Here is a 16,615-nt window from a genome sequence, read left to right on the forward strand (position 1 = left end):
CGCCTGTAGGGGCAAAGCGAACTATCCTAGATAGCGCGGATCGGCGGCCAGTTCGGCCGCCCCCAGGAATTCCCAGCTATGGCAGACGGTATCGCGGCACAGGCTCCCCAGCCGACGGAAGGGCTGACGCCGAGCCAGCAACGCTGGGCGCGGCTTGCCATCTTTACCGCCCTTGCCATGGCCTCGCTCGATACCGCCATCGCCAATATCGCGCTGCCCTCCATCGCCACCGACCTGCATGCCACGCCAGCGGATGTGATCTGGGTGGTCAATGTCTACCAGATCGCCATGGTCGCCACGCTGCTGCCGTTCGGCGCACTCGGCGAGATCGTCGGCCATCAGCGCATCTATCTCGGCGGGCTGATCCTGTTCACGATCGCGTCGGTCGCCTGCGCATTCGCATGGTCGCTGGACACTTTACTGTTCGCGCGGGTGCTGCAGGGCCTCGGCGCCGCCGGCGCCATGAGCGTCAATGCCGCGCTGGTCCGTGTGGTTTATCCCCCAAGCCATTTCGGCCGCGGGCTCGGTCATAATGCCCTCGTCGTCGCGACGGCCTTCACCCTCGGCCCTACCATCGCCTCAGGCATCCTGTCGGTTGCAACCTGGCCCTGGCTGTTCGCGATCAACCTGCCTTTCGGCCTCGCCGCCATTATTATCAGCCTCAAGACACTGCCAAAGACCACGCGCGCCACCCATCGTTTCGATTTTCTCGGTGCCCTGCTGACCTCGCTCTGTCTCGGCCTGCTGATCCTCGGCATCGACAGCGCCGCCCATCACACGGCGCCATCCATCGTCGTCGCTGAACTGGTTGCCGGCCTGCTGTTCGGCTGGCTGCTGCTCCGCCGGCAGGCCGATCACCCTGCACCGATGCTGCCGATCGACCTGTTCCGTAGGCCCTTGTTTGCCTTGTCAGCCGCAACGGCGGTTTGCTCCTTCTCCGTCCAGGGCCTCGCCTTTGTGTCGCTGCCGTTCTATTTCGAAGAAGTTCTGCATCGTTCGGCAGTCGAGACCGGCTTCTTCCTGACGCCCTGGCCGCTGGTCGTCGGCATCATGGCGCCGATCGCCGGCCGGTTGTCGGACCACTATCCCGCCGGGCTTCTTGGCGGTATCGGCATGGCCCTGCTCGGCATCGGCATGGTGCTGCTGGCCACCCTGCCGCCCGATCCGAGCGTCGCCAATATCGTTTGGCGGATGGTGATCTGCGGCGCCGGCTTCGGCTTCTTTCAGGCCCCGAACATGAAGGCGATCATGTCGAGCGCGCCGGCCGGCCGCAGCGGCGGCGCCAGCGGTATCGTGGCCACCGCCCGGCTGACCGGCCAGAGCATGGGCGCGGCGCTCGCCGCCTTCTGCTTCGGCCTGTTCGGCCATGGCGGCGCGACCTGGGCGCTGGCGCTCGGCGCCGGCTTTGCCGCGCTCGGCTGCGTCATGAGCTTCCTGCGGCTGATCGTCCCGTCGTCACCCAGTCACTGATTTCAGAGATAATTTAGCGAACTCACATTTCTCTTTTGCAATGCCGTATTAAGTGATGTGATATACTGCAGTGCAGAGACAGATATTTTGCAGCGCAAGTAACAAAACTGAGTTCCATTGCCCTTCGGTTCCGTAAGTACCCAAAGACGCTGGACCAGTTTCGTATCCTTGTAGTCGCGGCGGGCACGAGGGCATTTCTTGAGGGTACTGTTCGTCACTCCAGAGATTGACGACTTCATCCGGGTGGGTGGCCTCGCAGCCGTCTCCGCCGCCCTCCCCCGAGCCTTGCGCATCTGGACCGACGTTCGCATCATCCTTCCCGGCTACCGCGACGTCGTCACGCAGTTTCCTGACATCGAGATCGTCGGCGAATGCCCGGCACTGGCGGAAATGCCCGCCTGCTCGGTTGGCCTCGCCGCGACCAAGGACGGGCTGCCGATCTATATCCTGCTGTGCCCGCAGCTCTACGATCGTCCCGGCAATCCCTATGGCGATGCCTGCGGCCGCGACTGGCCGGACAACGACATCCGCTTCGCACGCTTCGCGTCCGCAGCCGCGTTGCTCGCCTCGGGCAAACTCGACAAGAACTGGTCGGCCGATCTGGTCCACGCCAATGACTGGCAGGCGGCCTTGGTGCCGGCCTATCTCGCCTGGAGCGGGGTGAAGATCCCGACCATCCTGACGATCCACAATCTCGCTTATCAGGGCCTGTTTCCGAAGTCTTCGCTGCGCCGGATCGGTGCACCGGCGGAGTCGTTCCATATCGACGGGCTCGAATTCTACGACAAGCTCTCCTTTCTCAAGGGTGGGCTGATCTACTCTTCCCACCTCACCACCGTGAGTGAGACTTACGCGCGCGAGATCACCACGCCGGAACTCGGTTGCGGGCTGGAAGGCCTGCTGACCAAGCGCTCCAACGAGTCGCGCCTCACCGGCATTCTGAACGGCATCGATGAAAGCTGGGATCCGCGCGTCTGCGCGGAGCTCATGAGACCGTTCGGCGCGGGCGACTGGGAAGCCAAACGCGCCAATGCCGACGGGGTACGTCAACAATTTGGGCTCGCGCTCTCCCGCGGGCCCATTTTTGGTTTGGTCGCCCGCCTCGTGCATCAGAAGGGCGTCGACCTCGTATTGTCGGCGGCCGACGCCATCGTGTCCGCCGGCGGACAGATCGTCGTCACCGGCCGCGGCGAGACCGAACTCGAAAACGCGCTGATGGATGCGCATCGCCGCCGTCCGGATGCGATCGGCGTCGCCATCGGCTTCAACGACCGCGAGGCACGGCGCATCTTCGCCGGCAGCGACTTCACGCTGATGCCGTCGCGCTTCGAGCCGTGCGGACTGAGCCAGATGTATGCGCAGCGCTTCGGCTCGCTGCCGATCGGCCACCAGACCGGCGGTCTCGCCGAAACCATCGTCGATGGCGAGACCGGCTTCCTGTTCACGCAGCCATCCACCGAGTCATTTTTGGGCGGGATCCTGCGGGCGTTTGCGACCTACGGATCGAAGGACCGCCTGAACTCGATGCGCCGCAGCGCGATGTCGAAATCGTTCAGCTGGAATATCTCGGCCGCCAGCTACAGCGCGCTGTATCGCAAGACGATCGTCGCCGGCGTGTAGCGCGGGAAATCGGCGGGCGGACCCCGATCTTGGCTTGCGGATCAGTTCCGTTCACAATAATGGCAAAAACTGGCAACAACGATCATCCATGAAGGCGTGGCCGGTACCCCCTGTGATGAAGGCCAGCCCGTGCTCAAAGCTTCGCCTCCCGCCGAGCCGCTCGTCGACTGGCGATCGGAAATCAGCGCCGGTCTGATCTCAAGCCTCGTCTGCCTGCCGCTCTGCCTTGCTTGCGGACTGCTGGTGTTTGCGCCGCTCGGCCCCGACTATGTCGCAGCCGGCGCTGCAGCCGGCCTGTATGGCGGCGCCATCGTCGGCCTGGTCGCGGCCGTGGTCGCCACCTCGTCCTATATCGTGACGACAAGCCGCGTCAGCATGGCCCTGGTTCAGGCCGGCCTGACCACGACGCTGGTCAATGACGCCACGCTTGCGAGCCAGCCCGCGATGATCGTGACCGCGATCATGCTGTGTTTGTTTCTGGCCGGGCTGTGGCAGGTCCTGTTCGGACTGCTCGGCCTGACACGCGCCATCAAATTCGCGCCGCACCCGGTACTCACCGGCCTGCTCAATGGCGTCGGCATGCTGATCGTGATTTCCCCGTTCAAGCCGTTCTTTGCCGCGCATACGCTGTGGCCGAACAAGCCCGCGATGCTGGTTTACGTCGTGGCTTTGGCGCTGTTCGTCCTGAACTATCCGGCCATAGCAGTTTGGCTGCGACTGCCGGACGGGCTGCGGAAGATACCGGGATCGCTTGCAGGCTTCGTCGCCGGCACCGCGCTCTACTATCTGATCAGCGTCCCGACTGGTCTCGATCTCGGGCCCATCATCGGTGAGATCCATGTCAGCTTCCCGCCGGCCATGCCGCTCGGCGCCGTGTTCGACGGTTCGATCACGCCGGAACTGACCGCCGTCCTTCCGCATGTCGTGCTGGTATCGCTGGTGCTGGCGATCATCGGCACGGTGGAGACCATGCTGGCGTTCCGCGTGGCGCAGCAGCTCGACGACACGCATATCCACCCGGTGCGCGACCTCGCCGCACAAGGCATAGCCAATGCGGCGGCAGCGCTGGGCGGCGGCATTGGCGGATCTGCGATTCCATCGGTGATCCTGCTCGGCTATCGCATGGGCGGCCGCACGCGCTGGACCGGCATCTGCGTCGCGATCAGCCTGCTCGTCATCACATTCGCGCTGTCGTCAGTGCTGGCGCAGATTCCGCGCGCGGTGTTTGCCGGCCTGTTGCTGGTGATCGGCATCGTGCTGTTCGATCGCTGGAATCTGCAACTGCTGGCCGATGTCAGACACAAAAGCGAGCCGCAGGTTCGCCGGCACGCCGTTTATAATCTGATCGTTGTACTCGCGGTGATGGCCGTGACCGTGTTCAGCTCGGTGGTTTCCGGAGTGATCGTCGGCATCATCCTGTCCTGCATCATCTTCGTCATCAATATGAGCCGGCCACTGGTACGCCGCGCTCATCTCGGCGACACGCTGTTCTCCAAGCGCATTCGCTCGGCCGACGATCTCGCGATCCTGCAGCAGACCGGGCAGCAGCGCGCCATCCTGCAGCTCGAAGGCGCGCTGTTCTTCGGCAATGCCGACGACCTCTCGCTCCGCGTCAAGGACTTGTTCAACAGCACGGATATGATCCTGCTCGACATGGGCGCCATCTCCGACCTCGACATCTCCGGCATCAACGCATTGCGAACCCTGCGCCAGAAGGCGACTGAAAAGAAACGGCGACTGATCTACTGCAATGTCCGGCCCGTCCATGCCGCCATCATCGGCAACGGGATCGGGCACGATCCCGCATCGCCGTCCATGACGCAGGATCTCGATTCCGCACTGGAGTGGATGGAGCAGACCATGCTCGACCGCTCAGCTACGAGGCAGGGGCAAGCGAATGAACTCACGCTCGAGCAGATCGACTTTCTCGATGGTGTATCGGCGAACGAGATGGCCGAACTGACCGCAGTGATGACCAGACGCGAATTCGCGTGCGGCGATACGATCTGCCGCGAGGGCGACGCCGGCGACCGCATGTGGCTGATCCTGAAAGGTAGCGTCAGCGTGCTGCTGCGTACCGACGGACATCACGAGCGACGCCGCATCGCCGGACTTGGCCGCGGCACGACGGTCGGAGAAATGGCGCTGGTGGAATCGGTACCACGCTCGGCGACCATCGTCGCCGACGACGCGGTGATCTGTTACGAATTCCCGCGCGACGGCTTCGACCTGATCCTGAAGAAAAATCCGGTGCTCGCCACCAGGCTGCTGGGCAACCTGGCGCGCGAACTCACCCGGCGACTGCGACAGACCTCACAGGATCTGCGCGTCAGTCATCATTGAAGCGGTTAAACCTCCGCCACGCGCTCAACATGCACGCGGCGGCAATCCATCTCGTATTCGAGATCGACGACCGGCGGGCGGTTGAAGTGCCAGGTCAGGCCGTTGCGGAACACACCGCGACGACCGAGTTCGCTTTCCAAGAGCGGATAGACGTCGCGCACGGTGTAGAGCTGTGCGCCGGTGGTCTGGTCCCAGGTGCCGGAGAATGCGCTCATGCGGCGCTCCATCTCGTCGAGCACGAACTTGGCTTTTTCCAGCATGCCCGACGGGCTGATGTCGCCGAGACGCACGGTGTTGTCGCGATAGTCGCCCTTGCCTTCCGCGGCCTCGCCGCTGCCGGCGATGACGAAGGATGCCGGCGCATTCGGCGCGACGGTCGTGAAAGAGAAAGCGTGGAAGCCGGGCTCCGACGGCGGATCGATCTTCGGACACACATTGCTGCGCGCGATGGGATTCACGCGATCCTTCATGATGCCCCAGTCTTCGAGGGTCTTGATGTAGATCTCGTTGAAGTCGATGAACCCCTGCTCCGTGAACGGCGCCGGCGAGCGCAATTCGCAGGCCGCAAAGGCGGTCAGCGGCCGGCCGGCGGCCTTGATGATCTCGGCAACCCTGGCGAAGCCTTCCTTCAGCGGAACGACTTTGGAGAAGCGCACGCGCTCCAGCGCGAAGCCGGGCAGCGCGCCGACGCCGCAGGAATACTGGAACACGCCCGGCATGTAACGGTAGCCGCTATTGGGGGCTTCGACGGTCTCGATCATGTTTGCCTCTTTGGATGAAATCAAAGTCAGTCTTCGAGGACGCCGAGATAGGCGTCGCGGATGATTGGATCGGCCAGCAATTCGGCGCCCTGCCCGGTGCGCACGATGCGGCCCATATCCATGATGTAGGCGTGATGGCAGAGATCGAGCGCCGTGGTGACGTCCTGCTCCACCAGCAGGATCGACATGCCTTCGGAGTTCAACTGGCGCAGCGCCGCGACCAGTTGCTCCACCAGCAATGGCGACAGGCCGAGCGAGAGTTCGTCGATCATCAAGAGGCGCGGCGCGCTCATCAGCCCGCGGCCGATGGCGCACATCTGCTGTTCGCCGCCGGACAATGTCGCCGCCGCCTGGTTGCGGCGCTCACGCAGCTTCGGAAAGGTCGTGTAAACGCGATCGAGATCGCGATTGAGCTCGGTACGGCCAACGCTGCGCGAATAGGCGCCCATCAGGAGATTGTCCTCGATGCTCATGGCGCCAAACAGGCGGCGGCCTTCCGGCACGTGCACAATGCCATGCGCCAGCATCTGCGCAGCCGTTGCCTTGGAGAGATCGACGCCTTCGGAGACATATTTGCCTGATGTCAGCGGGATCAGCCCGGACAGTGCGCGCATCAGCGTGGTCTTGCCGGCGCCGTTGGAACCGATCAGCGCGGTGATCTCGCCGGAGCGTACCACCATGTCGATGCCCCACAGCACCTGGATTTCACCGTAACCGGCGCAGACCCCATTCAGTTCGAGCATCGTATGATCAGCCACGGGCGGCGTTCCGTTGTGCATATTGCTGGCCCAGATAGGCATCGACGACGGCGGGATCCTTGATGATGTCGCGCGGCGCACCGTCAGCAATCAGCCGGCCGTTATGCAACACCGCGATGCGGGTGCAGACATTGAGCACGACCTTCATCAGATGTTCGATCATCACGATGGTGATGCCATCGGCCGCGAGCTGGTGAATGAGCTTGGTCGCGCGCTCGACTTCGGCGCTGTTGAGGCCGGCGTTGACCTCGTCGAGGAACAGCAGCTTCGGTTTCATCGCCAGCGCCTTGGCGAGTTCGAGCCGCTTGCGCATGGCCAGTGTCAATGTCGCTGCGGATTGATCGGCCTGGGCATCCAGACCAACGAATGCGAGATGCGCGCGGGCGGCCTCGCGCGCCGATTTCAGGCTCTCGCCCGGCTGCGAGAACAGCGCGGCGGCAGCGACATTGTCGAGCGCCGAAAATTCCGCAAAGGGCTGCACGATCTGGAAGGTGCGCGACAGGCCGAGCCGCGCCGATTGATATGTCTTGATCCGCGTGATGTCGCGGCCATCGAAGGTGACGACACCGGACGATGCAGGCGTAACACCACAGATGGTGTTGACCAGCGTGGTCTTGCCGGCGCCGTTCGGGCCGATCAGACCGACCACCTCGCCCTTGTTGACCGACAGCGAAACATCGCTCAGCGCCTTCAGCCCGCTGAAGTTTCGCGAGACATTGCTGAGATGCAGGATTTCGTGACGGATCTCAGACATGCTTTGCCTTTCGTCCGGTCAGCCCGCGCCAGATCTTGCCGGCATGGAGCGAGACCAACCCGTGCGGCAGGAACAGCAGCAGCAGGATGATGAGGACGCCCAGCACGCCCGAATGGATCTGGATGTAATTGCGCCAGACCACTTCCTCGAGGCCGAGATAGACGAAGGCGCCGCAAACCACGCCGAGCGGCGAGCCAAGGCCACCCATCAGCGCCATCACGATCGGCTTCACCGAATACAAGATGTCGAACACGTCGGACGGATCGATGTAATGCACCCAGGCCGCATAGAGACCGCCGGCAGCGCCGACGAAACAGGCCGACAGGCCGAAGGCGATGGCCTTGTAGAGCGTCGAATTGAGACCGACCATGTTCGAGGCCGTCTCGTTCTGCCGGATGCAGTTGAGACCGAAACCGAGCTTCGACATCGAAACTGCAATGACGACGAGCGCGGTGATCAGCAGCAATCCCCACATGGCATAAAAGAAGAACGTCGCGTCGGACAGCACGCTGGAGCCGGACACCAGCGGGATATTCAGGCCCATGCCGCCGCCGGTGAGGTCGGTGGCGTTGTTGACGAGTTCGCGGAACACTTCGACCAGCGAGAGGCTGGCAATCGCGAAGTAATGCCCGCGGAGGCGAAGCAGCACCGCGCCGAGCGCCGCGGCCAGCACGAGACAGAGCACCAGCGACCCCAGCAACGACAGGGGCAGCGGCACGCCCTTATTCATGAGAATGCCGGTGGTGTAGGCACCGAGCCCGAAGAAGGCGGCCGTCGCAAAAGACGGGTAACCGGCGAAGCCGCCAACGATGTTCCATGACAACGCGAAGATCGCATACATGCAGGCCATGGTGCCCAAGCGCAGCGCATAGGCATCGCCGAACAGCGGCAGCGTAGCCACGCAGGCGATGAGGACGAGAAGCGCGATATTGGTCCGGGTCATTCAAAACCCTTTCGGCCGAGCAGGCCCTGCGGCCTGACGACAAGGAAGATGATGAGCAGGACGAAAGACAGCGTCACCGCATGGGCCGGGCCGAGATAGACCGAGCCGACGCCTTCGACGAGCGCCAGCAACAAGCCGCCTGCGAGTGCCCCGGAAACGCTGCCGAGGCCGCCGAGCACACAGACCACGAAGGCCTTGCCGAGATAGGCCGACGAGGTCAGCGGCGAGATCGGGAAGATCAGCGCCATCAGCACACCGGCGCAGCCAGCGAGCGCAGCACCAAGACCGAAAGCGATAGCGTAGATCGATTTGACGTCGACGCCCATCAGCACCGCGGCATCGCGGTCAAGCCGGACCGCCACGATGGCGCGGCCGACCTTGGAGCGGCGCAGCAGCAGATAGAGCAGGAATGTCAACGCCAGCGCCGAGCCGGTCGCAATCAGGCGGTCGACGGGGACGACGACGTCGAAGATCGAGATCGATCCCGTGGGCGGATTGAGGATCAGCTTCCGGTAATCGGCCTTGAAGTAATAGATCATCGCATTGTTGAGGATCAGATCGAGCCCGAAAGTCAGCGTCAGCGTCACCAGCACCGGCGCGGTGATGACACGGTTGAGCAGCAGCCGCTGCAGCAGATAGCCGAACACGAAAAAGGCCGGCGCGGCGATCAGGAGCGCATACCAAGGCGACAGCCCGAGCGAATTATACGCGCCCCAGGCCAGATAGGCGCCAAGCACGATGAAGGAGCCGTGGATCAGGTTGATGACGTTGAGCACGCCCCAGACCAGCGAGAAACCGATCGCGATACAGGCATAGAGACACCCGAGCACGAGTGCATTGATCAGGACCTGAATGGCCAGCATGTGGATTCCCCGCCGGTCGCTTTGCTATTCAAACCTGGCTCAGTTCACGCCAAGCTTGAACTCGCCCTGCTTGATCGCATCGGGGAACAGGACCACGGGCTTGCCGGCCTGGATCTGGAAGACCGGAGGTTCGAGCGAGTTGATCTGGCCATTGGCACCGAACTTGACCGGGCCCCAGAAGGTCACGACGTCCATCTTGGCGAGTTCGTCGCGCACCTTGTCGCGATCCAGCGAGCCGGCCTTTTCGATGGCCATCTGGAACAGCGCACCGCAGACCGCAGCCGAGGCATGGGCATAGTCCGGCTCGAGCTTGTACTTGTCCTTGAACAGCTTCACGAAGTTGGCGGTGGTGCCGAAAATGTCCTTGCCGTTGTACTGTTCGGCCGGATGCCACCACGAGGCACTGGAGATGTTCTCGGCGCTCTGCCCGGCGGATTCGATGAATTCCTGATAGGCCGGACCGGCGATCATGGTCACGATGCTGGCTTTCATCTGCTGATCGACCATCTGCTTGCGGATCAGCAGGAGATCGTTGGTGTAGCCGGTGACGAACACCCATTGCGGATTCAGCGACTTGATCTGCGACAGGGTTGCGGAGTGATCGAGCGTGTTGATGGCGTATTTCTCGAAATAGACGACTTCGAGACCGTTGGCCTTGGCGGACTTCTCCATTTCCTGCGCGATGGCCAGCGGGAAAAGATCGTTACGTGCAAGGATCGCGACCTTCTTGACGTCGGCGGCCTTGGCCTTGACGAGCTGCGTCAGCGGCGTGGTCAGCGTGTCGTTGGGCGTGAAAGTGCCGAACAGATATTTGTAGTTCTGGTCATAGACCTGGGACGACGACGCCGTCGCGGCCAGCATCGGCACCTTGTACTTCTCGGCGATCGTGCTGGCGGCCTTGGCGGCGCCCGAGCCGAACGGGCCGAACATGAAGTTCACCTTGTCCTGGGTGATCATCTGTTCGGTGGTCTGCACCGAGCGCGGCGTATTGGACTGGTAGTCGGAATAGACGATCTCGACCTTGTACTTCTTGCCGCCGACATCGATGCCGCCGGCCTTGTTGGCCTGTTCGGCCCAGAGGTCATAGCCCTGCTGCTGCTTCACGGCTTCCGGCGCCAGCGGCCCGGTGATCGGCAGCGGCGCGCCGAAGCGGAGGACATCCTGCGCCGAAGCTATTGAAGAGGTCGCTCCCAAACCGGCCACAGCCAGCAGGAGAGATGCGGAAAAGGCCGAGACAGCAAGCCGGGGATGAAACATCCAAATTCTCCATCGATGACGGGACCGTGACCTGATCAAAACTCTGTCAAATTTAGATTTCGAATAAAAGCATTGAATTTCGATGTGAGAGGTCTGAAAATCAGAACGCTAGTCAGGTCCTGCCATCGCGCTGGGCAGCCAGCCGCGAGGGACTGACGATGATCGAATCCACCGCCATTCGCTATTTTCGCGTCGTTACCGAGTCCGGATCGATCAAACAGGCCGCCGCAGCGCTCCGCATCGCCCCCTCCGCCATCAGCCGGCAGGTGCAGGGGCTGGAGGAGGAGCTAGCGGTCAAGCTGTTCGAGCGTGGCGCACGCGGCATGAACCTAACCGATGCCGGCCACGTGCTCTATCGCTATGCAGTCGAGAACCGCAGCCAGCTCGACGGGCTGCGCAGCCAGGTCGAGGAATTCGCGTCGCTGCGCCGTGGCCAGGTGAAGATCGCCACCGTCGAAGGCATGCTGTCGAGCTTCCTGCCCAACTCTTTCGTCGACCTGTCACAGCAATATCCGGGGATCGCGCTATCTGTCACAGCCGTGGGCGCTCGCGATGTGGTCGAGATGGTCAGCCAGAACGAGGTCGATCTCGGCCTGATTTTCGGCCGCGCGCCGCGACGCGACCTGATCGAACTCGGACGCATGCGACAACCGGTCTGCCTGATCGTCGCGCCCACGCACCCACTGGCCAGCCAGAACTCATACGCGATGAAGGATCTCGCAGGGTTGCGCGTGATCCTTCCGGATCCATCATTCGGCATTCGTCAGGAACTCGACAAGTCTTGCGCACAGGCCAGTGTGCGGCTGGAAATGTGCAGCGAGACCAATTCGCTGGCCTTCACCCAGACCGTCGCTGCCCGCACCGATCTTGCGACGTTCCTGCCGATGGTCTCGGCGACGGCAGCGATCAATGCCGGCACACTTGTCGCGATCCCGCCGCGCGACCGCAGACTGGAGTCAACACAGGTGACGCTGGTGCAGTCGGCCGCGCGCATGGCATCGCCATCAACGCGACTGGTCGCCGAGATGCTGGTGGCGCAGATGAAGGACAGTGAGGAAGGGTAGACGCCTTAAGCAGCGAGCTTTCCAGCCAGCGCGCGGAAACGCTCAAGCTGATCCTGCTTCAGCGCACGGGTCTCATCGCGGCCCACGAAGACCTTGAACATCACGCCGCCATCGACATTGAGGAATGCGACGAAAGCCGACGACTTGCCCATGAAGGGCCGCTCGACAAAGGCCACGCCGCCGCAGCGCTCATGACGCAGATGGCCATGCAGGCCCTTCGGCTGTGTCAGATTGTAGTAGCCGTGGCCAATGGCACCCGGCGACAGCGGTGCCGTGGTCTCGAAGATGCCATCCTCGGTATGTACGATCAGCGTCACCTCGCCCCATTCGGCGATATCAGTCATCGCCGTGACGAACGCATCGGCGCCGCCGCCGATGGTCACCATCCCCTCGGGCAGCGCTTCCAGCACTGCACGCGGCGTGACATTGCGCTCGCGCGCAACGGTCTCGATCACGGCGCCGGGGTTCTCCGCCATATGGGTCTTCAGCGCGGCGAGATCCGTCTTCAGCATGAGATGGCTCCGTGATCGATCATTGGTGTTGGGTGCGGAAGCAGCAATCAGGCCGCAGCGCTCTTGCGGCGCTCGGACTGGATCACTTCGAAACCCTCGAACTTGGGGTGCCCGAGATAGAGGCTGGCGCCTTCCGATTTGTTGTCCGCGCGGGCATGCGCCTTGCGGAACTGTTCGGACTTGGTCCAGCCCTCGAAGTCCGACTTGCTGGCCCAGACCGTATGCGACGAATATAGCGTGTGATCCTCGGCCACCGGCCCCTTCAGCAGGCTGAACTCGATGAAGCCCGGCAATTCCGAGAGATAGGATTCGCGGGTCGCCCAGATATTTTCGAAAGCAGCTTCGGATCCGGTTTTGACCTGAAAGCGGTTCATGGCGATGAACATGGATGTCTTTCCTTTCGTGACGTCGAGAACCTATCATAACCGAAATCGCGCCCGGACATGAGCGCGATTCCTTGGAGGCTGGTGGATGCAGATGGCGATTATGCGCCGCCGAAATGCACCTTGATGCCACCCTTGTAAACGATGCCCGGACCGGGGGCAGTCCACAACGCGTCGTTCTGCGTTGTGCCATCGCTGGACGAGCCGGGAATGGCATAGGGCCGGTAGTATTGGTTCAAGATGTTGTCGACCCCGAAATTCAACGTGATGTCCTGCGTCGGCTGATAGGCCACATAGAGATTGACCAGATCATAGGCGGTCGACGGCGAATAGCCGGCGGGGATATCCGTATTGGCCGCGACCGATGCCCACTGCGCCGAGATCGTCAGCTTGCGGTCGAGCAGGCGGACGCCGCCGGTGGTCGTGACCTTGCGCGGCTGGATTGTGGCAAGGCCGACATTAGTCTGGGTGTTTTTGCCGCTCTGCACAGTCGCACCGACGCCAACGAACCAGATGCCGGCATCATAGGCAGTCTCCGCCTCGAAGCCTTCGATCTTCACATTGGCAATGTTTTGGTACTGATAGTTGCGGCTGAAGCGCCCGAACGCGGTCAACTCGGGAGCAGACGCAACGAGGTCGATATAGTCGTCCACATCGTTGCGGAAGAAGTTGAACTTGGCGCGGAAGCTGTCGCCCGATGTGAAGACGTCGTTATATTTCAGGTTTATGCCGACTTCCTTGTTCTTGCCGACTTCTGCCCGGAGATTTGGATTGGGCAGGAAGCAGAACAGGCCGGCGGTACCGTCGGCGCAGGTAAAGAACACTGGGCCACCACCGGTGGCATGTGCGCCGGCGATCAGGGTTTCGGTGATCGACGGGGCGCGGTAGCCTTCTGCGTAGCTCACATAGGGCGTAAAGCCGGCGACCGGCGTAACACCGACGGTGATCTTCGGCGACAGCCGGTCGCCGCTCGACGACGTGTTGTTGGCACCGAGCACAGTACCGGCGGAATTCAGCTCATAGTAGTCATAGCGCAGCGCGCCGATGACCTCGAGCCATGTGGAATAGTTGCTCTTCATCTGGACGAAACCGCCGCCGACCGTACGGTCGCCGCTCGGGGTCGTGATGTTCGAGTTGCCGCGTGAATCGAAGGTCTTCACCGTGTCCTTGAACACGTCGAAACCATAGGTCACAGCATTGCGCCAGTTGCCGACATCGAAGCGCGACGTGTTGTTGACATCGACCCCGAACGTATCGAGCAGGTAACCGCGCTGGTCGCCGACACAGCCCGAGATGTTGTTGCCTGCGCTCCCTGATCCGCAGAGCGCAGCGCCGGACGTCGAATAGTGGTAGGTCTTGGTCTGGTCGTTGTCGACGCGATTGCCGTAAAGCGACATGTTCCAGTCGAACAGGTTGTCGTCCGGCTTCGAATATTTCCACGTCACCGAACCCGTGTAATTCTTGGCATTCGACCCGTAGATCGACGATCCTTGGTACAGCGCCTGCTGCGCACGGGTTACCGTCGGCCCGCGGTTCATCTGACCTATGCTGTAGCTATAATCCTGGAACAGGCCGCTGAACTTGACTTCATGGCCATCGGCTGGACGCACGGTGACCTTCATCAGACCGGCCGCGATTTCGTTTCCGGTGTTGCCAATCTCGGTGCCGTCGCCGTCCTTGTAGTTGCCTTGTGTCCTGTAGACTGCGCCGCCAAACACGTCGACGGACGGATCGACACGCACGCCGCCGAACACCGAACCCATGCCGCGGGCATTGTTAGAGCCGTAGGAGCCGCTCATATCGACGCCCCAACGCTCGCCTGGACGCAACACGTCATTGATATCCTTGGTGCGGAACGAGGCCACGCCGCCGATGGCACCGGAGCCGTAAATATTGGCAGTCGGGCCGCGGGTGATATCGATGCCGCCGATCAGTTCGGGATCCAGAAAGAATGAGCCATTCGCATTGTGACCGGAGCGCTGATAGTTCTGGCGGGCGCCGTCAACGACAACGGCGACACGGCCGAAATCCTGCAAGCCGCGGATATTGATCGCCGTGGACGGATCATCGCCACGATCCTGCATCCAGACACCAGGAACATTGTAGAAAAGCTGGCTCAGCCGGTTCGGCTGCTGCAGCTGAATCTGCTCCTGCGTCACGACGCTGACCGGAGCCAGCGCATCGATGGCGCGCTCCTGGGTCTTCGAAGCCGTCACCGTGATTTCATCGAGCGACTGGCCGCTGCGGCCGGCCTGCGCATTGGCGTTAGCTACCTGCGCTGGCACGACTGCCGGCTGCGCGGCTGCACGCTTCTTCTTGGCGGGTTTCGGCTTTTGCGGCTGCACATCGCCTGCCTGCGCGGCGGCCTGTGCCAAGGCGCCGTGGGCGACCAGTGCCCCCATTGATATGATTGACGCGCCCAACAACAAGGCGCGCGCAGTCCTGCCCCCGAAAGCCATAACTCTATCCCCAAGCACAATTTTTCAACGGATCGTGGCTGGCTGGCGCTGCGCGAGGCAGGGAGCTTGCTGGCTCTCGAATGCGACTCGGGGACCCCTGCCACCAAGTTGCCATTTTCGATTACGGTTCATTGACAGGGGGGTCAAGCAACCCGCGTCCTGTTTATATTGATTGTAGACTGCAGTGCTTGGCGATGAGGCGCGACAAAACCTATAACGGCCACAGCACTTTCACGTACGGGGCAGATCGGCGCTATGGATACGGGTTCTCACGACGGCAGTGCTGCCGCTCACGCCAAATCCTCAGCCGGACGCAATGTGGTCGTAAATGGCGATCGGATGGACAGCAAGGACCTGTTCGCGGATCAGCGTGAGTTGCTGATTACGCATGGCGACGAGACCTATCGCCTGCGCCTGACGTTCCAGAACAAGCTGATCCTCACCAAATGACCGCCTGCCTCCCTGTTCGACGTCATCGCATCGCATATGCGCTGCAATGTGTAGCGCTTGCCAGCACGCTGGCATTCTCTGCCGCGGCCTCAGCCGAAGACGCTGTTGTGCGCGACGCACGCGGACGCGACGTCACAATCGGCCATCCGACCCGCATCGTCTCGATCGGCGGCGCGGTGACCGAAATTCTTTATGCGCTCGGCGCTGACGACCGCATCGTCGCCGTCGATACGACCAGCCTGTATCCACCGAAGGCCATGGCCGACAAACCCAATGTCGGTTACATGCGCCAACTCTCTGCGGAAGGCGTACTGGGGCTGAATCCGCAGCTGGTGCTGGCCATCGCGGGCTCCGGCCCGAAGGAAACCATCGACGTCATCGACGCCGCCAAGATTCCGTTGATCATGGTGCCGGATACGTTCACCGAAGCCGGCATGGTGGAGAAGATCCGGTTGATCGCCAAGGTCGCGGGCGTCGAGGCACGCGGCGAATGTCTTGCCAATGCCGTGGCCGGCGATCTTGCCGCGCTGCGTGAATTGCGCGCCAAGGTGAAGACCCCGCCACGGGTGATGTTCGTGATGTCCTTCCTCGATGGCCGCACCATGGTCGCTGGCCAGAAGACGGCAGCCAATGAAATCATCAAGCTGGCCGGCGGCATCAATGTCGCGGACAGCTTCGACGGCTACAAGATCATGAGCGATGAAGCGATCGCCGCAGCCAAGCCGGATACCGTGCTCTCGATGGAGCGCGGCAAGGATACGCTGCAGGCCGACACCGTGTTTGCCAGCCCGGCATTCGCACTGACGCCGGCCGCGAAGACCAGGAGCCTGGTCGCCATGGACGGCCTCTATCTGCTCGGCTTCGGTCCGCGCACGGCCGCCGCCGCACGCGACCTCGCCGTCAAGCTCGACCCGGCGCTGTCGTCCGAGGCTGCAACGTTCAAGCCCGTCTCGCTCGCCGTCAACTGCCGCCAATAAG

Annotated in this window: 15 protein-coding genes; 6 read left to right on the plus strand and 9 right to left on the minus strand. The window is 62.3% G+C overall.

Annotated features, from left to right (window positions below; all coding sequences use genetic code 11):
• Nucleotides 1–78 precede the first annotated feature (78 nt).
• The 3 genes from SFY93_RS25930 (at nucleotide 79) to SFY93_RS25940 (ending at nucleotide 5,433) form a co-directional block, all read left to right on the plus strand.
• A complete protein-coding gene (locus SFY93_RS25930) occupies nucleotides 79–1,470 on the plus strand; it encodes an MFS transporter (RefSeq protein WP_320445121.1) in 1,392 nt (463 codons plus the stop codon).
• Between the two features lie 198 nt (nucleotides 1,471–1,668).
• Nucleotides 1,669–3,090 (plus strand): glycogen synthase GlgA, encoded by a 1,422-nt coding sequence (glgA, locus tag SFY93_RS25935; protein WP_089265318.1) that lies wholly within the window; start codon nucleotides 1,669–1,671, stop codon nucleotides 3,088–3,090.
• Between the two features lie 129 nt (nucleotides 3,091–3,219).
• Nucleotides 3,220–5,433 carry an SLC26A/SulP transporter family protein gene (locus SFY93_RS25940; RefSeq protein ID WP_320445122.1) on the plus strand — a complete coding sequence of 738 codons (2,214 nt, stop codon included), beginning with the start codon at nucleotides 3,220–3,222 and terminating at the stop codon, nucleotides 5,431–5,433.
• Between the two features lie 5 nt (nucleotides 5,434–5,438).
• Here the strand turns inward: SFY93_RS25940 and cnbZ are convergent, their stop codons facing one another.
• From cnbZ to SFY93_RS25970, 6 genes are read right to left on the minus strand one after another with little or no spacing between them, the layout of a single operon-like run.
• Nucleotides 5,439–6,194 carry a 2-amino-5-chloromuconate deaminase CnbZ gene (gene cnbZ / locus SFY93_RS25945; RefSeq protein WP_320445123.1) on the minus strand — a complete coding sequence of 252 codons (756 nt, stop codon included), beginning with the start codon at nucleotides 6,192–6,194 and terminating at the stop codon, nucleotides 5,439–5,441.
• A gap of 26 nt (nucleotides 6,195–6,220) precedes the next feature.
• The gene (locus SFY93_RS25950; protein WP_320447858.1) at nucleotides 6,221–6,937 is read right to left on the minus strand and encodes an ABC transporter ATP-binding protein; all 717 of its coding nucleotides are present in this window, start codon (nucleotides 6,935–6,937) and stop codon (nucleotides 6,221–6,223) included.
• Nucleotides 6,938–6,944: 7 nt separating this feature from the next.
• Nucleotides 6,945–7,706 carry an ABC transporter ATP-binding protein gene (locus SFY93_RS25955; protein WP_320445124.1) on the minus strand — a complete coding sequence of 254 codons (762 nt, stop codon included), beginning with the start codon at nucleotides 7,704–7,706 and terminating at the stop codon, nucleotides 6,945–6,947.
• A complete protein-coding gene (locus SFY93_RS25960) occupies nucleotides 7,699–8,649 on the minus strand; it encodes a branched-chain amino acid ABC transporter permease (protein ID WP_320445125.1) in 951 nt (316 codons plus the stop codon). The genes SFY93_RS25955 and SFY93_RS25960 overlap by 8 nt, the downstream gene beginning before the upstream one ends.
• A complete protein-coding gene (locus tag SFY93_RS25965; RefSeq protein WP_320445126.1) occupies nucleotides 8,646–9,512 on the minus strand; it encodes a branched-chain amino acid ABC transporter permease in 867 nt (288 codons plus the stop codon). The genes SFY93_RS25960 and SFY93_RS25965 overlap by 4 nt, the downstream gene beginning before the upstream one ends.
• 39 nt (nucleotides 9,513–9,551) lie before the next feature.
• The gene (locus SFY93_RS25970) at nucleotides 9,552–10,769 is read right to left on the minus strand and encodes an amino acid ABC transporter substrate-binding protein (protein ID WP_320445127.1); all 1,218 of its coding nucleotides are present in this window, start codon (nucleotides 10,767–10,769) and stop codon (nucleotides 9,552–9,554) included.
• 158 nt (nucleotides 10,770–10,927) lie between these two features.
• Between SFY93_RS25970 and SFY93_RS25975 the strand changes: the two genes are divergently transcribed.
• On the plus strand, nucleotides 10,928–11,833 hold the full coding sequence (locus tag SFY93_RS25975; RefSeq protein ID WP_320445128.1) for a LysR family transcriptional regulator: 906 nt from the start codon (nucleotides 10,928–10,930) through the stop codon (nucleotides 11,831–11,833).
• Nucleotides 11,834–11,838: 5 nt separating this feature from the next.
• Here the strand turns inward: SFY93_RS25975 and hutX are convergent, their stop codons facing one another.
• The 3 genes from hutX to SFY93_RS25990 all read right to left on the minus strand — a co-directional run bounded on the left by hutX (nucleotide 11,839) and on the right by SFY93_RS25990 (nucleotide 15,187).
• Complete coding sequence (hutX, locus tag SFY93_RS25980) at nucleotides 11,839–12,345, minus strand: heme utilization cystosolic carrier protein HutX (protein WP_320445129.1); 507 nt, start codon at nucleotides 12,343–12,345, stop codon at nucleotides 11,839–11,841.
• Nucleotides 12,346–12,392: 47 nt separating this feature from the next.
• Nucleotides 12,393–12,731: a heme-degrading protein HmuQ gene (locus tag SFY93_RS25985; RefSeq protein WP_320445130.1), complete on the minus strand. Its 339-nt coding sequence runs from the start codon at nucleotides 12,729–12,731 to the stop codon at nucleotides 12,393–12,395.
• A 98-nt stretch (nucleotides 12,732–12,829) separates the two neighbouring features.
• Entirely contained in the window at nucleotides 12,830–15,187 is a 2,358-nt protein-coding gene (locus SFY93_RS25990) for a TonB-dependent receptor, heme/hemoglobin family (protein WP_414716985.1), read from the minus strand.
• Nucleotides 15,188–15,442: 255 nt separating this feature from the next.
• Here SFY93_RS25990 and hemP point away from each other — a divergent pair, with 255 nt between their 5' ends.
• Together hemP and SFY93_RS26000 are read left to right on the plus strand one after the other, a co-directional pair.
• Nucleotides 15,443–15,637 (plus strand): hemin uptake protein HemP, encoded by a 195-nt coding sequence (gene hemP, locus SFY93_RS25995; protein ID WP_320445132.1) that lies wholly within the window; start codon nucleotides 15,443–15,445, stop codon nucleotides 15,635–15,637.
• Nucleotides 15,634–16,614 (plus strand): heme/hemin ABC transporter substrate-binding protein, encoded by a 981-nt coding sequence (locus tag SFY93_RS26000; protein ID WP_320445133.1) that lies wholly within the window; start codon nucleotides 15,634–15,636, stop codon nucleotides 16,612–16,614. Before hemP ends, SFY93_RS26000 begins: the two co-directional genes overlap by 4 nt.
• Nucleotide 16,615: the final 1 nt, after the last annotated feature.

It is taken from the genome of Tardiphaga sp. 42S5 (genome assembly GCF_034044155.1).
Classification (GTDB): Bacteria; Pseudomonadota; Alphaproteobacteria; order Rhizobiales; family Xanthobacteraceae; genus Tardiphaga; species Tardiphaga robiniae.